Genomic DNA, 24,001 nt, shown 5'->3' with positions numbered 1-24,001 from the left:
CAGCTGCCATGGCCATCTCCAGCAACGACCTCGACCAGCACGGCCTGATCGTCGGGGTATCTCCCGAGCGCTTTCGCGCGGTGGCGATGCCCCTGCTGTTCGATCACCTTGATGCGCAGTGCGAAGGCACCATCGCCGTGAACCGCCAGGCGCGAATCGTCTGGATCAACGACAAATACGCAGAGAAGCTCGGCATCAGTCCGCCGCACAGCGTGCTCGGCAAGGAGATCGAAGAGGTGTTGCCGGCCAGCCGCCTGCGCGAGGTGGTCGAGAGCGGCCAACCGAGCATGCTCGATCTGATGGCCTTCGGCAGCGAGCACTTCGTGGTCACGCGCATCCCGCTGCGCGACAAGGACGGCACCCTGGTGGGTGCGCTGGGCTTCGTGCTGCTGGATCGCGCGCACCAGCTCAAACCGCTGATGGCCAAGTACAACAGCCTGCAGAATCAACTGCTGGCTACCCAGAGTGAGCTGGCCAAGGCACGCCGCGCCCGCTACACCATCGCCGGCTTCATCGGCGGCAGCGCCGCCGCCAGCGAGGTCAAGCGCCAGGCCCGGCGCGCCGCACAGCTGGACGCCACAGTGTTGCTGCGCGGCGAGACGGGCACCGGCAAGGAGCTGCTGGCGCAGGGCATCCACAACCTGTCGCCGCGCGCCAACGGCCCGTTCGTGGCGGTCAACGTCGCCGCCATTCCCGAAACCCTGGTCGAGGCCGAGCTGTTCGGCACCGCGCCGGGCGCCTTCACCGGTGCCGATCGCAAGGCGCGCATCGGCAAGTTCGAGGTGGCCAACGGTGGCACGCTGTTCCTCGACGAGATCGGCGACCTGCCGCTGGCATTGCAGGCCAAGCTGCTGCGTGTGCTGCAGGAGCAGGAAGTCGAGCCGCTCGGCTCCAACCAGGTCAAGCCGCTCAACGTAAGGGTGATCGCCGCAACCCATATCGACCTGGAGGCCAAGGTCGCCGCCGGGCAGTTCCGCGCCGACCTCTACTACCGCCTGAATGTGCTGGCGCTCCACGTGCCGCCGCTACGCGACCGCCGCGAGGATATCCCGGCGCTGGCCGAACACCTGCTCGACGACATCGCCAACCGCTCCGGCCAGGCGCCCCGGGAGCTGAGCCGCGAAGCCCTGATGTTGCTGGTCCGGCAGCCGTGGAACGGCAACGTGCGGGAGCTGCGCAACCTGCTGGAGCGGGTACAGTTGGATGCCGACGGCCCAGTGCTGGAGGCGGCACAACTGCTGCCACTGCTGGCTACGCGCGGCGCACCGTTGCCCGTCACGGCGGCCGCCAACCCAACGCCGCAGGCTGCTCCACCCGCTGACGAACCCCAGCAGCCGCTGCAGCCCTTGGCGCACAGCATCGCGGCAGCCGAGCGCCGCGCGCTGCAGCACGCCCTGGCGACCTGCAACGGCAATCGCCGGCGCGCCGCCAGCGAACTGGGCATCTCCCGCGCCAGCCTGTACAGCAAGCTGCAGCAGCACGGCCTGGGCACGCGCCGCTAGGCACCTACTGGGCCACCCAGCCGCCATCCATGTTCCAGGCCGCACCACGCACCTGGGCGGCGGCCTCGCTGCACAGGAATACCGCCAGCTCACCGAGCTGTTCGGGGGTGACGAACTCCCGGGACGGCTGCTTCTCCGCCAGCAGGTCATGGCGCGCCTCGTCGGGGCTGGCACCGGCCTCGATGCGCGCCTGAATCTGCTGCTGCACCAGGGGCGTCAGCACCCAGCCGGGACAGATCGCGTTGCAGGTGATCGGCGTGGTCGCGGTTTCCAGGGCGATGCTCTTGGTCAGGCCGATCACCCCGTGCTTGGCGGCCACATAGGCGCTCTTGCCGGCGGAAGCCACCAGCCCATGGGTGGAGGCGATATTGAGGATGCGCCCCCAGCCGCGCTGGCGCATGCCCGGCAGCACCAGGCGCGAGGTATGGAATACCGAGGACAGGTTGATGGCGATGATGGCGTCCCAGCGCTCCACCGGAAACGCCTCCACCGCGGCGACATGCTGGATGCCGGCGTTGTTGACCAGGATGTCGGGGCCACCAAAGGTCCGTTCAACGTAAGCGATCATCTCGGCGATCTGCTGCGCATCGGCCATGTCCGCCGGGTAGTGGCCGACTCGCGTGCCATGGCGGCCAAGCTCGGCAAGCACGCCTTCGACGTCGCCGAAGCCATTGATCACCACTGCGGCACCGGCCGCGGCCAGACGGTGGGCGATGCCCAGACCGATGCCGCTGGTGGCGCCGGTGACCAGTGCGATCTTGCCTTTGAGATTCATGTGGGGTTCTCCTGCCGATGACGACCCGCCGGGGGCGCCTGCCCGTGGACGGCGCCTTGTCTGAACTCCCTACAGCGAAAGACGTGCCAGACCATCCGCAACTCCCCGCCGACACCCAAAGGCCAGGCGCCACGCGGCTTTGCCGCTGCTCTGGCACTGCCGCAGCGACGCAGAGGGCCTGAAAAGACGTCCGGTTCGCTGGACATGTTCAGCAGCAGCAAGCGACTGTCCAGGGATCTGGACAACCGCACGCGACCTCCGCCAAGCGGTTGTGCACGACACCCGTCGGATACCGGTCGGCGCGGACAAACTTCGTCCTTGCAGGCGATGACTAAGCTGCATACCGGACGCGTGCCGATTCTCCCGGAAGCCCGCATGAAACCATGGCTGCATCCCCTACTGCTGGGGGGCCTGCTGACGACCACGACGCTGCTCGCTGCCCCTCCCGTGTGGGCGGCGGAGCGACAGGTGCTCCCTGTAAAAGTCCAGCAGGCCTTGCGCCAGCACAAGCTGGACGGCCAGGCACTGTCGCTGGTGGCCATCCCGCTCAACGGTCCCGGCCAGATCACCGCCTACAACGCCGACGTGCCGGTCAATCCCGCGTCCACCATCAAGCTGGTCACCACCTACGCCGCGCTGGAGCTGCTCGGTCCCGCCCACACCTGGACGACCGAGCTGTATGCCGATGGGCCGCTGCGCGACGGTGTTCTGCACGGCAATCTCTACCTCAAGGGTGGTGGCGATCCCAAGCTGAACATGGAACGCCTCTGGCTGCTGTTGCGCGACCTGCGCAGCCACGGGGTTAACACCATCAGCGGCGACCTGGTGCTGGACCGCAGCCATTTCCTGCAGCCCGCCCTGCCGGAATTCGACGATGACGGCGGTGACGCCAACCGCCCGTATCTGGTGGCGCCGGATTCCCTGCTGATCAATCTCAACGCCCAGCGTTTCAGCGTGCGCAGCGAGGGTGGCCAGGTGCATGTGAGCGCCGAACCGCCACTGGACGCGGTGCGCATCGACAATCGCGTGCGCCCGCTGCCGGCCCGCGCCACCTGCCCGGCCTGGCCGCAGGTGAGTTACCGGCCGGTTCACCAGGGCGACAGCGTGACCCTGGTGATCACTGGCGAGCTGGCCCAGGGCTGCAAGGCACACACCTATCTGGCGCTGCTCGATCATCCGCAATATGCGGCGGGTACCGTGCGGGCCATCTGGCGCGAGCTGGGCGGCACCCTGCTGGGCGCCAACCGTATCGACCGCGTGCCGGAGGATGCGCGCCTGCTGGTGCGCGCCGAATCGCCGGACCTGGTGGAGGTCATCCGCGACATCAACAAATACAGCAACAACACCATGGCCCGGCAGCTGTTCCTCAGCCTGGGCGCCGCCTTCCGTACAGGACAGGACAGTGACGATGCGGCCGCCGCGCAACGGGTGATTCGCCAGTGGCTCGAACCCAAGGGGCTGCCGGTGGCACGGCTGGTGCTGGAAAACGGCTCGGGCCTGTCGCGCAGCGAGCGGGTCACTGCCCGGGGCCTGGCCAGCCTGTTGCAGTCGGCCTGGCAGAGCCCGTTCGCCGCCGAGTTCATTTCCTCCATGCCGCTGGCGGCGCTGGACGGCACCATGCGCAAACGCCTGCAGGACACCGCCGTGGCCGGCAAGGCGCACATCAAGACCGGCACCCTGAACAACGTGCGCGCCATCGCCGGCTACAGCCGCGACGTGAACGGTAGCAGCTGGGCGGTGGTGGCCATCCTCAACCACCCGCGCCCCTGGGGCGCCTCGGCAGTGCTGGACCAGGTGCTGCTGTCGATATACGAGCAGCCGCGCGAGCGGCGCAGCACCGCGCGACGCTGAGGTCAGGTCAGGTCGCCAGGCGCACCTGATCGCGACCTGCGCGCTTGGCTGCGTAGAGCGCGGCGTCGGCACGGTTGAGCAAATCATCGGCGGTTTCGCCGGTATGCCATTGCGCTACGCCAAAACTGGCGGTGACGCGCCCCACTTCTTCGATCGATTCGCCAGCCAGCAGCGCCCGCAGCGCCTCGGCCAGGGTCACCGCCTGGGACAGGCTGGTCTGGGCGCACAGCACGGCGAATTCCTCACCACCCAACCGGCACAGCAGGTCGCTACGCCGCAGGCGCGCTCCCAGCCGCTGGCAGCACGCCTGCAGTACCCGGTCACCGGCGGCGTGGCCAAACTGGTCGTTGATCTGCTTGAAATGGTCGATATCGAACATCAGCAGGGACAGGCCGGCTTCACGCCGCCCGGCCAGTGAGATGGCCTGCGCCAGGCGCTCCTGGAAGTAGCGGCGGTTGAACACCCCGGTCAGGCCATCGGTTTCCGAGAGCTGGCGCAACTCCTGTTCGGTGTCCTTGAGCGGCGTGATATCCGACAGGAAGCCGTGCCAGAGAACGCCACCATCGGCACCGCGCTCCGGCATGGCCTCGCAGCGGAACCAGCGCTGTCCCTGGCTGGGCAGCAGGCAACGCAGCTCCGTCTGCCACAGGGTCAGGTGTTGCGCGGAATCCTGCAGGCCGTCGCGCAGTCGCGGGTAGTCTTCCGGGTGCACAAGGCGGAACATACGCTGGGCATCGGAACGCACATCGGTGGGGTCCAGCTCGTAGAGGCCGGACAGCGCGGCACTGGCGTACGGCACGCTGAAATGGCCGTTGGGCGCGCGGTGCAGCTGGAAGATGATGCCCGGCACGCGCTGGGTCAGCTTCTGCAACAGGTGGTCGCGCTCCTCCAGCGCCGCACGGCTGCGCCGGCGCTCGGTGGCGTCGGTGGCGATGCCCAGGTAGCCGACCGCCTGGTCGTATTCGTCGCGGATACTGGTGGTGATGAGGTCGACGACCAGATGGCCACCATCACTGCGCAGGTACGTCCATTCCTGGCTGGTGCGGCAGTCCGCAGTCAGTTCCTGCAGGCTACGCCGCGACCCGGACGGCGCGGCGTGATCGTCCAGATCCTCGGCGCGGCACAGGCGTTCGATCGGCTGCCCGATCATCTGCTCCGCGCGGTAGCCCAGCATGCGTTCGGCACCGACGTTGAAACGCTGGATGAGTCCCTGCAGGTCGGTGGCGATGATCAACACATGGGTCGTGGCCCTGAGCAGGGCATCGAGCTCGCCCAGGGTGCGGTTCAACTGCAGCTCGGTGTGCTTGCGGCCATCGATATCCGTATGCACGCCGATCATGCGCAACGGCTGGTCCTGAGCATCGCGCAGCACCACTTGCCCGCGACTGAGGATCCACTTCCAACTGCCGTCCTTGCAGTACAGACGGTACTCGTAGGCGACCGACTCCGTGGCGCCGGACATGTGGCGTTCCAGAGCCCGCAGCGCCTGGTGCCGGTCCAGCGGGTGGATCAGTTCGAGCCATTCCTGGTAGGTGCCCTCGATCTCCCCGTCGGCGTAGCCGAGCATGTGCTTCCAGGTCGGCGAGAAGTAGGCGCGGCCCGTCTGGCATTCCCAGTCCCAGACGCCATCACCCGCTCCCTCCAGGGCGAAGTGCCAGCGCCGCTCGCTGAGGCGCAGCTCTTCCTGACTGGTCTGCAACTCGCGCTGGCTGGCCTGCAGTTCAGCCGTGCGCACCGCCACCAGGCGGCGGGTGCGTTGCCGCTCACTGAGCAACGAGCCCAGAAATCCGGCCGCCAGCAGGCTGACCAGACCACCCAGCAGGAAGACCCACACACCCACCGATCCTCCATGCTGGTGCATGAAGGCGAACTGCGGGCGCAGGCTGACGGCGAACAGTCGGTCGGCCATGGGCAGCATCCGGTGGTACTCCAGCGCGCTGCTCTCGGCTGGCTCGCCTGCCGAGTGGAGCAAGCGGGGCTGCTCGGCGTCGCTCAGGTCCCAGAGTTCGGTGTACAGCCCTTCGGTACTGCCGTGCTCGGCCAGCATATCGTCCAGCAGCAGGGCAGAGGAAACGAAGCCCAGCAGTTCACCCGCACGCAGTACCGGGGCCATCACCACCAGGGCCTGGCCATAGGGGGTGACAGGCGACAGCGTCAGCACGGTGGAGACCAGCCCCTCACGCTCGCGCGCCCGTTGCAGGATCTCCCGCCTGCCTGGATGGGACGCCAGGTCCAGGCCTGGCAGGCGTTCACCCAGATGGCGCGAACCTACGTAGCGCACCGGAAAATACTCGTCACGCACCCCGGCCGGGCGAAGCGCACCTCGCTCATCCACTTCGCGCAGACCGTTCGCGCCACCCTGCTCGCGCAACCGGGCCTCGAAGGCCGGCCGCTGCTCGTGGGTCACGCGGGGCATCCAGATAAAGCCCAGGCTGTCGGCCAACAGGTGCTCGGTCGCCAGGGCGAAGGCTCCGGGGCCCAGGTCGCCGGCCAGGCTCAGGTGGCGGCTGAGGGATTCGACCTGCTGCTGACTGGTCTTGAACTGGTTGGCGATCCGCGACACACGCTCGCCGGCCAGACGCTGGAATTGATCCTGCATCTGGGCACGGCGATTCTGCTCCAGGGCATACGCGGCGGCTGCCGATAACGACAGGCCGACAAGAAATACCAGAAGGAACACAGTGCCGGCTTCGCAGCCCCGACTTACGGGCCGGGGCCTGGAAGAATCATCTTGCTGTACTGCCTGCATACCGACTTCCCTGCCAGCGCAAACCAGGGTTCAGCCGTGGCTGATGTGCCAGGCCCTGTGGATGCGGGGATTGCGGGCGAAATCCGGATCCAGTGTTTCGCCCGTCACTTCGGCGATCTTGTAGCGTTTTGCCAGCATCTCGTCCAGCTGGAATTTACGGAAGTTGTTCGAGAAGTACAGGACGCCCCCCGCCGCCAGCCGGGCCATGGCCAGGTCGATCAACCGGGCATGATCGCGCTGAACGTCGAACACTCCTTCCATGCGCTTGGAGTTGGAGAAGGTCGGCGGGTCGATGAAGATCAGGTCGTACTCGCCGCGATCCGCTTCCAGCCAGGCCATCACGTCGCCCTGTTCCAGGCGCTGCTTGTCCGAGAAGCCGTTCAGCGACAGGTTGCGGCGTGCCCAGTCCAGGTAGGTCTTCGACAGGTCGACACTGGTGGTGCTGCGTGCGCCGCCCTTGGCCGCGTGCACGGTAGCGGTCGCGGTGTAGCAGAACAGGTTGAGGAAGCGCTTGCCGGCCGCCTCGCGCTGGATGCGCAGGCGCATCGGCCGGTGGTCGAGGAACAGGCCGGTGTCCAGGTAATCGGTGAGGTTGACCAGCAGCTTGACGCCGCCCTCGCTGACCTCCATGAAGCGGCCCTGCTCGCCCTGGCGCTCGTACTGGCGGGTACCGGTCTGCCGTTCGCGACGCTTGATCACCACGCGCTCGGCGGGCACGCCAAGGGCCACCGGGATCGCCGCCAGGGCGTCGAGCAGGCGGGTCTGGGCCTTTTCCGGGTCGATCGAGCGCGGCGGCGCGTATTCCTGCACATGCACCCAATCGCGGTACAAATCGATGGCCAGGGCGTACTCGGGCATGTCCGCGTCGTACAGCCGGTAGCATTCCACACCGGCCTGCTTCGCCCATTTGCCCAGGGTCTTGAGGTTCTTCTGCAGGCGGTTGGCGAACATCTGCCCACCTTCGGACAGGCGTGCCGGCTCACTGGCCTGGGGCACAAGGCGGTCTTCGGCGCCCTGGCGGTTGCCGGTGACGAACTGGTCGGGCCGCACCTGCAACAGCAGCAGCTTGCACGGCAGCGCGCCGTTGAACAGCGCGTACTGCTTGTGGCTGCGAATGCCCATGCGCTTGCCCAGCTCAGGCGCGCCGGTGAAGATCGCGGCCTCCCAGCCCATGCAGGCCTGGCGCAGGCGCTCGCCCAGGTTCTGGTAGAGGTACAGCAGGCTGGCTTCGTCGCCCAGGCGCTCGCCATACGGCGGGTTGCACACCACCAGGCCGGCCTGGCCCTTGTCGGTGCGCGGCTCGAAGGTGGCCAGTTCGCCCTGGTAGATGCGTACCCACTCGCCGAGTCCGGCGCGCTCGATGTTGTTGCGCGCCGGCTGGATCAGGCGCGGGTCGGCTTCGTAGCCGCGAATCCACAGCGGCGGCTTGCTTAGGCCGATGCGCGCGCGCTCCTCGGCCTCGACGTGCAGGCGGTTCCACACGGCCGGCACATGGCCGAGCCAGCGGGAAAAGCCCCACTGCTGGCGCTTGAGGTTGGGGGCGACGTCGGCCGCCATCAGGCCGGCCTCGACCAGGAAGGTGCCCACCCCGCACATCGGGTCGGCCAGCGCGCCGCCCTCGGCGGCAATGCGCGGCCAGCCGGCGCGGATCAGGATCGCGGCAGCCAGGTTTTCCTTGAGCGGCGCGGCACCCTGCTGCAGGCGGTAGCCGCGCTGGTGCAGGCTGTGCCCGGACAGGTCGATGGAAAGTACCGCCTCGCCCTTGTCCAGGCGCAGGTGCACGCGCAGGTCGGGATTGTCCTTGTCCACCGACGGGCGCTGGCCGAACTGCGCGCGCAGACGGTCGACAATGGCGTCCTTGACCTTCAGCGCGCCGAAGTGTGTGTTGTCGATGCCGGCGCCGCGCCCGCTGAACTCCACCGCCAGGCTGCCGCCGGCATCCAGGTGCTCGCTCCAGTCGACGGCCTTGACGCCTTCGTAGAGGGTCTCGGCATTGCTCACCGGGAAGCGCGCCAGCACCAGCAGCACCCGGTTGGCCAACCGCGACCACAGGCACAGCCGATAGGCGGTTTCAATACCGGCGAAGCCGCGCACCATGGCCACATGTTCGCGGGCCTCTTCCAGCCCCAGTTGCCCGGCCTCGTCCAGCAGCAGGCTTTCCAGGCTCTTGGGGCAGGTCAGTACCAGTTCGTAACGCTCAGACATTCGAAAATCCAGGCCCGCAGGCGATAAAGGCTTCCGCCAGAGAAGCCGAAACAAATTGAAACGACGAGCTGCACAACAGTTGCTGACAAAATCACGGTGCGCAACTAGCGCCCAAACCCACCTGGGATACCGCTTTGCCCCGACAAGTGGCGCTGCTTATGGTTCCGTCAGGCGAAATGTTGCCTCGTTATGACAAATCGATCATTCACAGCGCTCGCCCCTTTGGATAGAAACAACCTCAGGGAGACAACGCAAGGTTGCCCTTCCTATGGGGTCGTCACGCCGGCAACGACCCCTTTCGCGGCCTCGCAACGCGGCCGCCAGTGGGAAATACAGTCAACGATTGAGGGCAATACCCGATGAGAAGACTAAAGCGTGACCCGATGGAACGCGCCTACTTACGCGGTTACCAACATGGTGTTCATGGCAAATCCCAGGAGCTCTGTCCCTTCACCCATCCGACGACTCGCCAGGCCTGGCTCAATGGCTGGCGCGAAGGTCGCGCCGACCACTGGGACGGTCTGACCGGCACCGCCGGCATACATCGACTGAATGAAATGAGAGCGGTCGGCTGAGACCCGGTCCGACGCTCTTCCGCCGCGCCAGGCCCCACACGGACCTGGCACGGTGATCGCCAAAGGGCTCCCAAGGGAGCCCTTTCCATTTGTGCGCTTCAGGTCCGCGGCAGCGCGGCGATGGCATCCACCGCTTCGCGAATCAGCTTCGGGCCCTTGTAGATGAACCCCGAATAGATCTGCACCAGGCTCGCCCCGGCGGCGATCTTCTCGGCCGCGTCGCGCCCTTCGGTGATACCGCCCACGGCGATGATCGGCAGACGCCCACCCAGCTCGGCGGCCAGCACCTTCACGGTGTGGGTGCTCTTGTCGCGTACCGGCGCGCCGGACAGACCGCCGGCCTCGTCACCGTGCAGCAGGCCTTCGACGCCTTCGCGACTCAGGGTGGTGTTGGTGGCGATCACCGCATCCATCCCGGCATCCACCAACGCGCGCGCCACCTCGACGGTTTCCTCGTCGCTCATGTCCGGGGCGATCTTGATCGCCAGCGGCACACGGCGGCCGTGCTCGACGGCCAGGTCTTCCTGGCGGCGGCGCAGGGCTTCGAGCAGTTGGCGCAGCGAATCGCCGAACTGCAGGCTGCGCAGCCCCGGGGTATTCGGCGAGCTGACGTTAACCGTGATGTAGCTGGCGTGGGGATAGACCTTCTCCAGGCCGATCAGGTAGTCGTCCACCGCGCGCTCGACCGGGGTGTCGAAGTTCTTGCCGATGTTGATACCCAGCACGCCGCGATAGCGGGCGGCGCGCACGCGCTCCAGCAGGTAGTCGACCCCGTGGTTGTTGAAGCCCATGCGGTTGATGATGGCCTGGGCTTCCGGCAGGCGGAACAGGCGCGGCTTCGGGTTGCCCGGCTGAGGGCGCGGCGTCACGGTGCCGATCTCGAGGAAGCCGAAACCCAGCTGGCCGAGACCGTCGATGGCGTCGCCGTTCTTGTCCAGACCAGCGGCCAGTCCGACCGGATTGGCGAATTCCAGACCCATGATCTTCACTGGCAGGGCCGCCGGCTTCTTGCACAGCAGACCGTTCAGCCCCAGACGCCCGCCCGCGCCGAGCAGGTCGAGGGACAGTTCGTGAGAGGTTTCCGGAGACAGTCGAAAGAGCAGATCGCGGGCCAGGGAGTACATGGTCGGGCTCGTTGGGTGTTTGGGGCCGCCGAGTATACCCGCTCGGCGCGCGCTTTTGACCCGTCGGACTCAGGCCAGACGCTTCACGTCCAGCAGCTTGCCGTCGGCCCCTACCTCCAGCCGGAAGGTGCCCTGGATGCCGGCATGGGTCAGGAACGGCCGTAGATGATGGGCCGGCAGGCTCACGCTGCGCCCGTCGCGACTGTAGGCCAGCACCCGGTTGGCACGGCCCTGGTAGTAGGCCAGGAACTGATCGGCCGTCAGATGGATATCCAGCACCAGGCTGGGCATGGAGCGCCCCCTTTGTCAGACACGCGAGTCAGTTTGCCACATCTGCGACCCAAGTCGCCCTCGCCAGCGAGCGGGCCGCTCTGCCACACTAGCGAGCGCCAGCAAGGCCAGGCGGGCAACGCACCTTTCCATGCGCCCTGCTCACCCGGTTCGAATGGCACGCCACCCCGACGCAGTACTGTTGGAGCCCGTAGCATTGCCATGACCTCGCCCACGCCACCCCCGCGCCTCACCAGCCGTTTGTCGTCCCTGGCCGGACAGCTGGGCCTGGGCGGCAAGGCTGCCAGACGCATGCTGGATCGCGCACGCCAGCTCAGCCTGCCGTTTCAGCCGATCCCCCTGCCCACCCTGAGCATCTGGTGGCAACTCGGTCCACAACTGGAGCGCCTGGTGGATCTACCGCGCGGTGCCCTGTCCGGACCGGTGCAGGAGGACAAGGCGGCCGCCCACGCGGTGCTGGCGCGCCTGCTCGAGGTGAATCATCGCTTCGTACCGGCCTTCGATCTGCGCGACATCGGTGGGCTGTGCTGTCCACCGGGTGACCAACCACCTCATTCGCGCCTGGAAGACCTGGCCGCCACGCCGGCCTGTCGCAGCCTGCGCATGATCAGCTACAAGGATTTCCTCAAGGCCGCCGAACAGACGCTGCCCGGCAAGGGTCAGCCCCTGCGCCTGCGTCAGGCGGAATGGTTTGGCGAACGGCTGTTCTACGACGGAGACCAGGGCACCACGCTGGCCGTTCTGGTTGCCTATGCCCGCTTGCGCGGCCTGAAGCACGAGCTGCCGGCGGAGGTCGCCCAGTATCGGCTCAATCCGGTGGTGCTGGCCGAGCTGCACAGCCACTACCACATGCTCGGCATGCCGGCCGAGGCCTGGAGCGACCCAGGTTTCATGGGGCTGCTGCTGGACAGCGGGCTGCCGTATTCGCGCCTGTTGCTGCAGCGTACGCCCACGGTGCTCGAAGCCCTGCTGCTGCCGCGCGCCGACGAACAGGCGAACGCCCTCGGCGAAGGCCTGCGCCTGGCTGGCGCGCCGGACCTGGTGGAATTCCTCTACCACCTGCCGACCACCCTGCACATCGATCCGTAAGCGCCGCCGGGCGTCGTGCCCAACGGCGGCCGATAAGCGCCGACCGCCTACCTGGATCACGGGTCTGCAGGGCGGCCGCCCGGCGCTGCCGTTCAGCCCGAACGCGCCAGGTCCGCCAGCTCCCGGCTGGCCACGGCATGCAGCGCATAGTCGTTTTCACCCGCGCCGCGCAGTTCGGCGAGGATCGTTTCCCAGCGCTGCACCAGTGGCTGGCGTTGTTCCAGCCAGCTCTCCAGGCGATGGCGCGGATCGCCTTCGCCGGGGGCCGACAGCAACGACAGGGTGATCTCCCGCTGCTGGCTGTCCAGTTCATCGCGGAAGGCTTCGCGGGCCTGCGCCTGCCAGTGGCTGTTCACTGCAAGATGGGTGATGCGCCGCAGGTAGCCGTCCAGGTCCAGAGCGCTGCCCACGGCGAAGAAGGCCCGCGCCACCAGCAGCGGTTCGTGACCGGTCCGCTCGGCCACCTCCAGGATCGGCAACAGCATGTAGAGCTGGTCGCTGGCCGCCACCATGCGTGCCAGCAACTCCGGCACCCCGGCCTCGGCGTAGGCCTGGTGGCGCTCCTGCCACTGCTCGCGGGCCGCCCCCTGCAGCAGCTCGTCCAGTTTCACGCCAAGGGTGGCCACCGGCGGGCCGAAGTGCGCCACATCGCGGGCAGCGTCCAGGGTCTGGCGGCGGCTGCGCAGGAACCAGCGCGTGGCCCGGCGTCCCAGGCGCATCAGTTCATCCATCAGCGCCAGCTGCGTATCCGCGCTCACGCCATAGTCCAGCGACTCGATCTGCCGGTACCAGTGCGGCAGGTGGAAGACGTCGCGCACGATCACATAGGCCTCGGCCACCTGGGCGGCGCCCATGCCGGTGGATGAGCACAGCCGTTGCGCGAAGGTGATACCCATGCGGTCGACCAGATCGTTGGCGATCTGGGTGGCGACGATCTCGCGCCGCAGCCGGTGATTGCGCATCGCCTCGCCGAAGCGCTCCACCAGCTGCGGCGGGAAAGCGCGCTGCATGTCGCGTACCAGGTAATCGTCGTCCGGCACGCTGGAATCCAGCAGCGCCTGCTTGAGGTCGATCTTGCTGTAGGACAGCAGGACCGCCAGCTCGGGCCGGGTCAGCGCACGGTCGCCGAGCTGCTCGTCGCTGGGCAGGAATTCCAGCGCCCGGTCCAGGCGCCCGCGGCTTTCCAGGTCGCTCATCAGCCGGCGGTATTCGCCCATCCGCTCGCGGGCGCGGCGTTCGGCCAGCGACAGCGCCTGGGTCTGCGTGTAGTTGCTGCCCAGCACCAGTTGCGCCACGTCGTCGGTCATCTGCGCCAGCAACTGGTTGCGCTGCTTGCCGGTCATGTCGCCGGCGACCAGCACGCCGTTGAGGAGAATCTTGATGTTCACCTCATGGTCGGAGCAGTTCACCCCGCCGGCGTTGTCGATGAAGTCCGTGTTACAGGCGCCACCGTTTAGGCAGTACTCGATGCGCCCCAGCTGGCTCATGCCCAGGTTGCCCCCCTCGCCCACCACCCGGGCGCGCAGTTCCCGACCGTCGATCCGTAGCGGATCGTTGGCCTTGTCGCCGATGTCGGCATGGCTTTCCGTGCTGGCCTTGACGTAGGTGCCGATGCCGCCGTTCCACAGCAGGTCCACCGGCGCCCGCAACAGCGCGCTGACCAGCTCGTTGGGCGACAGCTTCTCGGCCTGGATGTCGAAGCGCTCGCGCATCTGCGGGCTGACGGCGATGCTCTTGGCGCTGCGCGGGAACACCCCGCCACCGGCGGAAATCAGCCCCGCGTCGTAGTCCGCCCAGCTGGAGCGCGGCAGCTCGAAAAGCCGCTTGCGCTCGGCATAACTGGCGGCCGGGTCAGGATCGGGGTCGACGAAAATGTGCAGATGGTTGAAGGCGGCCAGCAGCTGCACCCGCTCGGACATCAGCAGCCCATTGCCGAACACATCGCCGCTCATGTCGCCGATGCCGATCACCGTGATGCTGTCGCGCTGCACGTCGATGCCACGCTCGCGGAAGTGCCGCTGCACCGAGACCCAGGCACCGCGCGCGGTGATGCCCATCTTCTTGTGGTCGTAACCGGCCGAACCGCCCGAGGCGAAGGCGTCGCCCAGCCAGAACCCGTACTGGGCGGCGATGCCATTGGCGATATCGGAAAAACTCGCCGTGCCCTTGTCGGCGGCCACCACCAGATAGGGATCGTCGCCGTCGTGGCGCACCACCTGTTCCGGCGGGACCACGCGGCCTTCCAGGTAGTTGTCGGTGATGTCCAGCAGGCCACTGATGAACAGCCGGTAGCAGGCAATGGCCTCGGCCTGAATCTCGTCGCGGCTACCGCCCACCGGCAGGCGGCGGGGCACGAAGCCGCCCTTGGCGCCCATCGGCACGATGACCGCGTTCTTCACCTGCTGGGCCTTGACCAGACCGAGCACCTCGGTGCGGAAATCCTCCTCGCGATCCGACCAGCGCAGCCCGCCACGCGCCACGGGACCGAAGCGCAGGTGCACGCCCTCGACACGCGGCGAATAGACGAAGATTTCGTACAGCGGGACCGGCCGGGGCATCTCGCTGATCGCGCCGGGGCTGATCTTGAAGCTGAAGTAGGGCTTGTGCCGACCCTCGGCGTCGGTCTGGTAGAAGTTGCTGCGCAGCGTGGCGCCGATCAGCTCCAGGTAGCGACGCAGGATGCGGTCCTCGTTGAGCACCGCCACCTGGTCAAGCGCGGCGCGAATGGCCTCCTCGAGCTTGCCCTGCTTCTCCTCCAGCGCCTCCGCGGTGAGCTTGCGGGCCAGGTAGAAGCGGGTCTTGAACAGACGCACCAGCTCCAGCGCGATGTCGGTGTGGTTGTTCAGCGTGGCGGCGATGTAGCCCAGGTCGAAGCCGATGCGGATCTGCTTCAGGTAACGGCCGTAGGCGCGCAGCAGTGCCACCTCCCGCCAGGTCAGCCCGGCGCCGAGCACCAGGCGGTTGAAGGCGTCGTTCTCGGCATTGCCGGCGATGATCTGGGTGAACGCCTCCTGGCAAAGGCCGTTGAGCGTCTTCAGATCGACCACCAGCCCGGCCGGCGGCGCGAAGGTGAAGTCGTGAATCCAGTAGGCCCGGCCATCGCGCTGGCGCAGCCGGTGCGAATACTCGCCGAGCACCCGCAGCCCGAGGTTCTCCAGGATCGGCAGCACATCGGACAACGGCAGCGGCAGATCGGCGTGGTAGATCTTGCAGTGCAGCTCGCCCTCGCCCTGTCCCAGCGGCTGGTAGAAGCTCATCACCAGCCGCTGTTCGTCGGACAGGCTGCGAATGTGCTGCATGTCCGCCACCGCCGAGTGCGGCTCGAAGCGCTCCCGGTAGCCGGCCGGGAAGCCGGGCGCGAAGCGTGCCAGCAGGTCGGTGCCGCGCGCCTCGCCGAAGCGCTCGACCATCAGGCTGGCGAACTCGTCCTGCCAGGAACGGCAGGCCTGTATCACCTCCTGCTCCAGCTGGCGCGCGTCGAACGCCGGCACGGTGCGCGGGTCGACACGCAGGATCAGCTGCACGCGGGCCAGCACCGATTCGGAAAAATAGGTCCAGAACTCGCAGTCGGAGGCGTTCAGGCGCTCCATCAGCAGGTTCTGGATCTTCACGCGGATCTCGGTGGAATAGTGGTCGCGCGGCACGTAGACCAGGCAGTAGACGAACCGACCGTAGGGGTCCTTGCGCAGGAACAGGCGCAGCTTGTTGCGCTCCTGGATCTGCACGATGGCGATGGCGGTCTCGTACAACTCGTCCACCGGCGTCTGGAACAGCTCGTCGCGGGGCAACACTTCGAGCACCTGGGCCAGCTCCTTGCCCAGGTGCGCGTGTCGGGCGAAACCGGAACGGCCGAGGATCGCTTCGGCCTTGCGGCGCACATAGGGAATGCGCGTGACGCTTTCGGTGTACAGCATGGAGGTATAGAGGCCGAGGAAGCGGCACTCCCGGACCACCCGCCCCTGGTCGTCCAGCATGCGCAGCGACACCAGGTCGGGGTAGGCGGAACGATGCACGCGACTGACCTGGGAAGCCTTGGCGAAACTCAGCAGGCAGGGCTCGCGCAGATAGGCCAGCACCGAAGGCTCGATGCTGCGCTGCTCGTCGCTGAGGTTCTTGCGCAACACCCGCGACAACCCCAGCAGCGAACCCTCGTCGTACTCGATACGGGCGCCGCGCTCGTCCTCGAGCACCCGGAATTCCTCGTAGCCGAGGAAGGTGAAGTGATGATCCAGCAGCCATTCGTAGAAGGCCCGCACCTCACCGACACTCTCACCCTCGCCCGCATCGCCCCGCTGCGCCAGATGTTCGAGCAGGCGACGGACCTGTTCCTGCATCGCCGGGTAATCGCCCACCGCCAGGCGCACCTCGGCCAGCACGTCACTCAGCAGCTGCTGCAGCTCGCGCAGCTCGGCGGTACTGGCGCAACGGTCGATCTCCAGGAACATCAGGGCTTCGTCGCGTGCGCCCTCGGCGTGGCTGCCGCGCGGCAGGATGTCCAGCAATTCCCCCGCCGCGCCGCGCCGCACGCTGAGCACGCTGTTCTGCAGGGTGTGGATGCTGTGACCGCGCCGGTTGAGCGCCATGCGCACCGAATCCACCAGGAACGGCATGTCCGGGTGCAGCACCTGCACCACGCTGTGGGTGGACTGCCAGCCGTGCTGCTCGTAATCGGGGTTGAAGACCCGCACCAGCGGCTCGCCGCGAAACGCCTCCAGTAGCCGCCAGGCGGACAGCGTGCTGCCCTCCAGGTCGGCCAGGCGGTGCTGCAGCAGCTCCTCCAGGGGAGCAATGGCGAAGAACTGTTCGGCGAATCGCGCCAGCCGGGGAAGCACCTCGGGCTCCACATGCCGGGCGAGCGCTTCTCGCAGTTGCTGGTGAAAATCGGTCTTGCCGGACGCGCTGAAAAAGACCATGACAACTCCATCGAAGCAGGCAGGGTGGCAGAGTGACAGTAACGAACCCGTGTTTCCGTTCAACGTTAGTCCACGGGTGGCCACTCCGGGTTGCGACGCCTCGTGCCAGCGCGGCCGAGTTGGATTAAAGTGCCGGTCTTGCCGACGAGCCGACCGGACTCGCCCACCGGAGATGACCCCGACGATGGAACATCGCGAAGCGCTGCTTGCCCTGCGCCAGTTCATGGCCAGCCGTATCCTTGGCCAGGACCGCCTGATCGACCGCCTGCTGATCGCCCTGCTCGCCGACGGCCACCTGCTGGTGGAAGGCGCGCCGGGCCTGGCCAAGACCCGCGCCATCAAGGAGCTGGGCGAAGGGATCGAGGCGGAGTTCCATCGCATCCAGTTCACCCCCGACCTGCTGCCGGCGGACATCACCGGCACCGAGATCTACCGCCCGGAGACCGGCAGCTTCGTGTTCCAGCAGGGGCCGATCTTCCACAACCTGGTGCTGGCCGACGAGATCAACCGTGCGCCGGCCAAGGTGCAGTCGGCGCTGCTCGAAGCCATGGCCGAGCGCCAGGTGAGCATCGGCCGCAGCACCTACGCGCTGTCGCCGCTGTTCATGGTGATGGCCACCCAGAATCCGATCGAGCAGGAAGGCACCTACCCGCTGCCTGAAGCCCAGCTCGACCGTTTCCTCATGTACGTGAAGATCGGCTATCCGGACGCCTCGGTGGAGCGCCGCATCCTCCAGCAGGCGCGCGGCGAGGCGCTGCACGGCGCCGACGCCGGCGCGCACCGACGCATCAGCCAGCAGGCAATCTTCGCCGCCCGCCAGGAAGTCCTCGCCCTGCACATGGCCGATGCCGTGGAGGAGTACCTGGTGCAGCTGGTCATGGCCACCCGCTTCCCGGCCAAGTTCGACGCTGACCTGGCCGCCTGGCTCAGTTACGGCGCCAGCCCGCGCGGCAGCATCTCGCTGGACCGCTGCGCCCGCGCCAACGCCTGGCTGGCCGGCCGCGACTTCGTCAGCCCGGAGGATATCCAGGCGGTGTTCTTCGATGTGCTGCGCCACCGCATCATCCTGTCCTTCGAGGCCGAGGCCTCCGGCATCGACCAGGACCAGGTGCTGCAGCGGGTGCTTGACGTGGTGGCGGTGGGCTGATGGACCGCCCGGCTCCCGGCCCCGCCGGCGCCTACACCACCCTCGCCGAGCTGGTGGACATCCGCCACCAGCTGCGCGGCCTGCAGCTGTTTTCCACGCCCTACCGGCGCAGTGCGCTGGTCGGCCTGCATCGCTCGCGGCTGCGCGGGCGCGGCATCGACTTCGACCAGGTGCGTGTCTACCAGGCCGGGGACGACGTGCGCACCATCGACTGGCGCGTCACCGCGCGTACCCAGCAACCGCACACCAAGCTGTTCCACGAGGAGCGCGAACGCCCCGTCTACCTGCTGGTGGAGCAGAGTCGCCCGCTGTTCCTGGGCAGCGGCGCGCGCTTCAAATCGGTGCTCGCCGCCCAGGCGGCGGCGTTGTTCGGCTGGGCCGCGCTGGACCACAACGACCGCATCGGCGGCCTGGTGTTCGGCAGCGGCGATGCCCCGGAAGTGCGCCCCCGGCGCAGCAAGCAGAGCCTGCTGCAGCTGCTCAGCCGGCTGATCGATGCCAATCATGCCCTGCACGCCGACATGCCCGGCCCCCAGGGCACCTTTGGCCCGGCGCTGCGTCGCGCCCGCGAGGTGCTGCGCCCCGGCAGCCTGCTGGTGGTGATCTGCGACGAACGCGCGCTGGACGACGCGTCCGAACAGCAACTGGCGCTGCTCGGCCGGCACGTGGAACTGATCCTCGTGCCGCTCTCCGATCCGCTGGATCACGCCCTGCCCGCCGCCGGTCTGCTGCGTTTCGCCCAAGGCGGCGCCGCGCTGGAGCTGGACACCTACGACCCGCTACTGCGCAAGGCCTACCGTGCCCGCGGCGAGGCCCGCCAGCAGCGCTGGCAGCAACTGGCGGACAAGGTGCGCGCGGTGCTGCTGCCGCTGAGCACCCGCCACGAACTGCTCGATCAGTTGCGCGACTTCCAGACCGCGCCGGTGGAGGCCCAGCCATGAATCCCCTCGATTCCCTGCTGCCGCCCATCGCGCCGCCACCAGTGCCCTGGTGGCCGCCGGCACCCGGCTGGTGGCTGCTGGCCCTGGCGCTGCTGCTGACGGTCGGGGGGCTGTATCTGTTGCGTCGCCGCCTGCGCCGCCGCCCGCTGCGCCCCACCCAGCTCGATCCGCTGCGCCTGGCCGCCCTGCACGAACTCGACAGCCTGGAGAAGCCCTACGGCCGCGAGGCCGGCCCCTGGCTGCAGCAAATCAACGCGCTGCTCAAGCGCCTATGCGTGCAGCGCTACCCGCAGAGCCAGTGCCAGACCCTGAGCGGCCGCGCTTGGCTGGCCTTCCTGGACAGCCGCTGCCCCTCCGCCGGACTCACCCGCTGGATGGTGCTGGTGGAAGGCGCCTACCGGCCGCGCTGCCAGCTCGACGACAAGGCGCTGCAGGCCCTGCACCAGGCCATCGACCTGTGGATCCGCAAGCATGTTTGAGTTCGCCTGGCCGTGGATCTTCCTGCTCGCCCCACTGCCCTGGTTGCTGCGCGCCCTGCTGCCACCGGCCGACAGCGGCGAGGCGGCGCTCAAGGTGAGCTTCCTCGATGAGCTGCAGGACCTCAGCGGCCAGCGTGCCCGTGGCAGCAGCCTGCCCGCCTGGCGCCAGCAGCTGCCCTTCATGCTGGTGTGGCTGTGCCTGCTGCTGGCCGCCGCCCGCCCGCAATGGCTCGGTGAACGCTTGCCGATTCCCGCCAGTGGCCGCGACCTGCTGCTGGCGGTGGATGTCTCGGGCTCCATGGAATACCCGGACATGCTCTGGCGGGACCAGCCCATCAGCCGCCTGGGGCTGGTGCAGCGACTGTTCGGCGAATTCATCGAGCAGCGGCGCGGCGACCGGGTCGGCCTGATCCTGTTCGGCAGCCAGGCCTACCTGCAGGCGCCGCTGACTTTCGACCGGCGCACCGTGCGCACCTGGCTGGAGGAGGCCCGCGTCGGCATCGCCGGGCCGAACACCGCCATCGGCGACGCCATCGGCCTGGCGGTCAAGCGTCTGCGCGACCAGCCGGCGCACAGCCGCGTGCTGGTGCTGATCACCGACGGCGCCAACACCGGTGGCAGCCTGGCGCCGCTGACCGCCGCGCAGCTGGCGGCGGACAATCGCGTGACGCTCTACACCATCGGCATCGGCGCCCTGCCGGGACAGGGCCGTGGCCCGGGAATCTTTGCCTTCGCGCCGGGGCTGGATCTGGACGAGCCGGGGCTGCAGGCGATGGCCGAACTGACCGGTGGCCAGTACTTCCGCGCCCACTCCAGCGACGCGCTGCGCGAGATCGGCCAGACCCTCGACCGCCTGCAGCCGGTGGCCCAGCAAAGCCTGCCGGCGCGCCTCACCCGCGAGCTGTACGTCTGGCCGCTGGCGGCGGCGCTGCTGTTTAGCCTGTTGCTGGTGGTGCGGGTGATCCGGCCGCAGGGCATGGCCCCCTACTGGCTGCGGAGGTCGCGCCCATGACCGAGCTCTGGCCGACCCTGTTGCGTCCTGCCTGGCTGTTGCTGCTGGTGCCCTGCGCCTGGCTGCTCTGGCGCCTGTGGCGCCGCGAGCGGCGCAGCGCGCGTTGGCAGCTGCTGCTGCCGCGTCCCTTCCATGCCCTGCTGCTGGCCGGCAACCAGGGCCGTAGCAGCCGCCTGCCCTGGCTGGCCCTCGGCCTGGCCTGGCTGCTGGCGCTGCTGGCGTTGCTCGGCCCGAGCTGGCAGCGCATGGAACAGGCGACGGCGACGCGCGGCGATGCGCTGGTGGCGATCCTCGACTTGACTCCGCGCATGCTGGCCACCGACCTGCCGCCCACGCGCCTGGAGCAGGCAAGACGCACCCTCGTCGACCTGCTGGAGGCACGGCGCGACGCGCAGACCGGCATCGTTGTCTATGCCGGCAGCGCCCACGTACTGGTGCCGCTCTCCGACGACCTGGCCACCGCCCTCAACCTGCTCGGCGCGCTCACACCGTCGATCATGCCGGAACCCGGCCAGCGTGCCGACCTGGCCGTGGCCCGTGCGTTGGCCTTGCTGGAGCAGGCCGGCCAGGGCAGCGGTCGCCTGCTGCTGTTGACCAGCGGCCTGAGCGACGCGGAACAGACCGCCATCGCCGCCCTCCCTCTCGACGGCAATCGCCTCGACGTCCTCGGCGTGGGCACCTCGCGCGGCGCCCCGATCGTGCTGGACGACGGCAGCTTCCTGAAGGACGCGCAGGGCGCCATCGTGCTCCCGCGCCTGGACGCCGCCAGCCACCAGCGCTTCGCTCGCCAGTTGGGCGGCGCCTACCAGCCGCTACGCCCGGACGCCGCCGACCTGCGGGCCCTCGGCCTGCTGGAGGCCACGGCCAGCGAACAGGAAAGCGGTCAGCGGCTGCCGCTGGAACACTGGGTGGACCAGGGCTACTGGCTGTTATTGCCACTGTTGCTGCTTGCCGCCTGCGCCGGTCGACGCGGCTGGCTGTTCTGCCTGCCCCTGCTGTTCACACCATTACCCAGCCATGCCGCCTTCGATACCCTGTGGCTGCGCGCCGACCAGCAGGGCCAGCGCCTGCTCGCCGAAGGCCGGCCGGGGGACGCCGCCCAGGCCTTCACCGACCCCCAGCGCCAGGGCTACGCCCTGTACCTGGCCGGTGACTATGCCGAAGCCGCCGAGCGTTTCGCCCAGGGCGACCAGGCCGCCGATCACTACAATCGCGGCAACGCCCTGGCCCTCGATGGCCAGCTGGAAGAGGCCCTGCTGGCCTATGACCAGGCCCTGGAACGCGACCCGCAACTCGAGCAGGCCCGCCACAATCGTCAGCAGGTGGAAGAACTGCTGCGCCAGCGGCAGGCCGAACGCGACCGGCAGCAGGAGCAGGCGGCGCCGCCCCGGGAAGCGCCCGGCGGCCAGGCGGCGCCGAGCACCGGCGGCGCGGGCGAGCAGCCTGCGACTCCCGATGAAGGGACCGGCGACCCGCAACAAGGCGAGCCGAGCCCGCCCCGCGAAGCGACTGCCGGAGGCCAGAACGGTGCGGGCACCGGCAACGAGCCGGCAGCCGCCACGGCCGCACAGGCGCCGCTCGACCGGGAGCGCCGCCAGGCCCTGGAACAATGGCTGCGCCAGATTCCCGATGACCCCGCCGAACTGCTGCGCCGCAAGTTCCGCCTCGAACAGCAACAGCGCCAGGAAACCCCGTGATGATGCGAACGCTCTGTCTGGTCTGCCTTCTTCTGCTCAGTGGCGGCGTGCGCGGCGACGAGCTAATGGCCAGCGTGGACCGTCAGCAGATCGCCGAAGGCGATACCGTCGAGCTGACCCTGGAGCTGGGCGGCCTGGCACTGACCGGCCAGCCGGACCTGAGCCCGCTGCTGCCGTTGTTCGAGGTGCTCGACAGCCGCCAGGTCAACCGGGTGATCCGCGACGATCAGGGCAGCCGCAGCGCCACCCGCTGGATCCTCACCCTTCTGCCGCGCCGCACCGGCTACGTGGTGATTCCGCCGCTGCGCGTCGGCGAGGCGGTGTCCGCGCCCATCACCCTGCAAGTCAGCGAGGCCAGCACGCCGGACGCCGGGGGGGATCGGTTGATGCCGGTGTTCATCGACGCGAATCTCGACCGCGACAGTGTCTATGTTCAGGCGCAAGCAGTGCTGACCCTGCGCATCTACCATTCCGTGTCGCTGTTCGACGACAGCACCCTGACCCCGCTGCAGACCCCGGAGGCGCGCATCGAGCAGCTCGGCAAGCCGCGCACCTACGAGACACGCGTCAACGGCGTGCGCCACGGCGTCATCGAGGTGCGCTACGCCATCCATCCGCTGCGCAGCGGGGAACTGGAGCTGCCCGCCCAGGTGTTCAGCGCCACCCTGGTTGAGCGCAACGATCCGGACACCTTCAACCCGTTCGGCCCACGCAGCGGGCGCACCGTGCAGGTGAGCTCGCCGGTGATTCCCCTGCAGGTCAAGTCGATTCCCGCCGAGTACCCGGCCGACACGCCCTGGCTGCCGGCAACCGCCCTGACACTGGCGGAAAGCTGGAGCGAGACGAGCGAACCGCTCAAGGTCGGCGACTCGCTGACCCGCACCCTGACCCTGCGCGCTGAGGGCCTGGCCAGCTCCCAGCTGCCGCCCCTGCCGCTCGCCGAGGTTCCCGGCCTGCGCCGCTATCCCGATCAGCCACGGCTGGAAAGCACCCTGGGCGAGACGGGCCTGACCGGTCTGCGCGAACAGCGTGAGGCGCTGGTGCCCACCCAGGCGGGCGAGCTGGAAATCCCCGCGCTGGAAGTGGTCTGGTGGAACCTGGCCAGTGACCGCCTGGAACGGGCCACGCTGCCGGCACGCCACTTCAGCGTGCAGGCCGACCCCCTGCTGGAAGCCCCAGCGGCCTCGGGCGAAACGGACGCTTCCGCCGCACGCCTGTGGCCCTGGCAGTTGAGCACCGCCGTGCTCGGCCTGACCACACTGCTCGGCTTTTCCCTCTGGTGGCATGCCCGCCGCCAGCCGGCGATCCCGCGTACGCTGCCGAGCGCCGCGAACGCGCGCAATCTGCTCGATGAGCTGAGGCGCGCCTGCCAGGCCAACGATCCGCAGGCGACCCGCCAGGCGCTGGATGCCTGGGCCCGCGCCCAGCCGGAAACCCTGGCGGAGATGGCCGCCCGCTGTGTGCCGCTGTCCGATGCCCTGGATGGTCTGAATGGCGTGCTGTACGGCGAGAGCGGCCAGCAATGGGACGGCCAGCAGCTGTGGCAGGCCATCCGCGACCTGCCGCCCCGGCCGGATGGCACGCCCGTAAGCAATGGCAACGGTGGACTGCCACCGCTATACCCCCGATGACCCGACCGGGTGCCGCCTGC

The 24,001-nt window shown here is 68.4% G+C and carries 16 protein-coding genes; 10 read left to right on the top strand and 6 right to left on the bottom strand.

Going from position 1 to position 24,001, the window contains the following annotated elements; genetic code table 11:
* Positions 1–8 precede the first annotated feature (8 nt).
* A complete protein-coding gene (locus SF06_RS12485) occupies positions 9–1,502 on the top strand; it encodes a sigma-54 interaction domain-containing protein (RefSeq protein ID WP_039561766.1) in 1,494 nt (497 codons plus the stop codon).
* A 4-nt stretch (positions 1,503–1,506) separates the two neighbouring features.
* Here SF06_RS12485 and SF06_RS12480 read toward each other — a convergent pair whose 3' ends face one another.
* Complete coding sequence (locus SF06_RS12480; RefSeq protein WP_027589697.1) at positions 1,507–2,277, bottom strand: 3-hydroxybutyrate dehydrogenase; 771 nt, start codon at positions 2,275–2,277, stop codon at positions 1,507–1,509.
* Positions 2,278–2,652: 375 nt separating this feature from the next.
* On the opposite strand from SF06_RS12480, the gene dacB reads away from it, so the two are divergent.
* Positions 2,653–4,128: a D-alanyl-D-alanine carboxypeptidase/D-alanyl-D-alanine endopeptidase gene (gene dacB, locus SF06_RS12475; protein ID WP_081993436.1), complete on the top strand. Its 1,476-nt coding sequence runs from the start codon at positions 2,653–2,655 to the stop codon at positions 4,126–4,128.
* 7 nt (positions 4,129–4,135) lie between these two features.
* Here dacB and SF06_RS12470 read toward each other — a convergent pair whose 3' ends face one another.
* Positions 4,136–6,727, bottom strand: a complete 2,592-nt coding sequence (locus SF06_RS12470) for a sensor domain-containing diguanylate cyclase (protein WP_052199813.1) — start codon at positions 6,725–6,727, stop codon at positions 4,136–4,138.
* Positions 6,728–6,907: 180 nt separating this feature from the next.
* Entirely contained in the window at positions 6,908–9,082 is a 2,175-nt protein-coding gene (gene rlmKL, locus SF06_RS12465) for a bifunctional 23S rRNA (guanine(2069)-N(7))-methyltransferase RlmK/23S rRNA (guanine(2445)-N(2))-methyltransferase RlmL (protein ID WP_027589694.1), read from the bottom strand.
* A gap of 359 nt (positions 9,083–9,441) precedes the next feature.
* On the opposite strand from rlmKL, the gene rmf reads away from it, so the two are divergent.
* Positions 9,442–9,657 carry a ribosome modulation factor gene (gene rmf / locus SF06_RS12460; RefSeq protein WP_037008600.1) on the top strand — a complete coding sequence of 72 codons (216 nt, stop codon included), beginning with the start codon at positions 9,442–9,444 and terminating at the stop codon, positions 9,655–9,657.
* A gap of 98 nt (positions 9,658–9,755) precedes the next feature.
* Here rmf and SF06_RS12455 read toward each other — a convergent pair whose 3' ends face one another.
* On the bottom strand, positions 9,756–10,781 hold the full coding sequence (locus SF06_RS12455) for a quinone-dependent dihydroorotate dehydrogenase (protein ID WP_039561762.1): 1,026 nt from the start codon (positions 10,779–10,781) through the stop codon (positions 9,756–9,758).
* A 69-nt stretch (positions 10,782–10,850) separates the two neighbouring features.
* Positions 10,851–11,072 (bottom strand): DUF2835 domain-containing protein, encoded by a 222-nt coding sequence (locus SF06_RS12450; protein ID WP_027589692.1) that lies wholly within the window; start codon positions 11,070–11,072, stop codon positions 10,851–10,853.
* A 201-nt stretch (positions 11,073–11,273) separates the two neighbouring features.
* On the opposite strand from SF06_RS12450, the gene SF06_RS12445 reads away from it, so the two are divergent.
* Positions 11,274–12,161: a DUF6685 family protein gene (locus SF06_RS12445; protein WP_027589691.1), complete on the top strand. Its 888-nt coding sequence runs from the start codon at positions 11,274–11,276 to the stop codon at positions 12,159–12,161.
* A 92-nt stretch (positions 12,162–12,253) separates the two neighbouring features.
* Here SF06_RS12445 and SF06_RS12440 read toward each other — a convergent pair whose 3' ends face one another.
* A complete protein-coding gene (locus tag SF06_RS12440; protein WP_039561761.1) occupies positions 12,254–17,074 on the bottom strand; it encodes an NAD-glutamate dehydrogenase in 4,821 nt (1,606 codons plus the stop codon).
* A 184-nt stretch (positions 17,075–17,258) separates the two neighbouring features.
* Between SF06_RS12440 and SF06_RS12435 the strand changes: the two genes are divergently transcribed.
* From SF06_RS12435 to SF06_RS12410, 6 genes are read left to right on the top strand one after another with little or no spacing between them, the layout of a single operon-like run.
* Positions 17,259–18,221, top strand: coding sequence for an AAA family ATPase (locus SF06_RS12435; protein ID WP_027589689.1), 963 nt, complete (start codon positions 17,259–17,261; stop codon positions 18,219–18,221).
* Positions 18,221–19,162 carry a DUF58 domain-containing protein gene (locus SF06_RS12430; RefSeq protein WP_027589688.1) on the top strand — a complete coding sequence of 314 codons (942 nt, stop codon included), beginning with the start codon at positions 18,221–18,223 and terminating at the stop codon, positions 19,160–19,162. The genes SF06_RS12435 and SF06_RS12430 overlap by 1 nt, the downstream gene beginning before the upstream one ends.
* Positions 19,159–19,641 (top strand): DUF4381 domain-containing protein, encoded by a 483-nt coding sequence (locus SF06_RS12425; protein WP_027589687.1) that lies wholly within the window; start codon positions 19,159–19,161, stop codon positions 19,639–19,641. The genes SF06_RS12430 and SF06_RS12425 overlap by 4 nt, the downstream gene beginning before the upstream one ends.
* On the top strand, positions 19,634–20,653 hold the full coding sequence (locus tag SF06_RS12420) for a VWA domain-containing protein (RefSeq protein WP_039561759.1): 1,020 nt from the start codon (positions 19,634–19,636) through the stop codon (positions 20,651–20,653). Before SF06_RS12425 ends, SF06_RS12420 begins: the two co-directional genes overlap by 8 nt.
* Positions 20,650–22,350 carry a VWA domain-containing protein gene (locus tag SF06_RS12415; RefSeq protein ID WP_039561757.1) on the top strand — a complete coding sequence of 567 codons (1,701 nt, stop codon included), beginning with the start codon at positions 20,650–20,652 and terminating at the stop codon, positions 22,348–22,350. Before SF06_RS12420 ends, SF06_RS12415 begins: the two co-directional genes overlap by 4 nt.
* On the top strand, positions 22,350–23,981 hold the full coding sequence (locus tag SF06_RS12410; protein WP_039561756.1) for a BatD family protein: 1,632 nt from the start codon (positions 22,350–22,352) through the stop codon (positions 23,979–23,981). The genes SF06_RS12415 and SF06_RS12410 overlap by 1 nt, the downstream gene beginning before the upstream one ends.
* Positions 23,982–24,001: the final 20 nt, after the last annotated feature.

The sequence above is a fragment of the Pseudomonas flexibilis genome (assembly GCF_000802425.1).
GTDB lineage: Bacteria > Pseudomonadota > Gammaproteobacteria > Pseudomonadales > Pseudomonadaceae > Serpens > Serpens flexibilis.
This window is presented reverse-complemented; position numbering and strand designations above follow the sequence as displayed.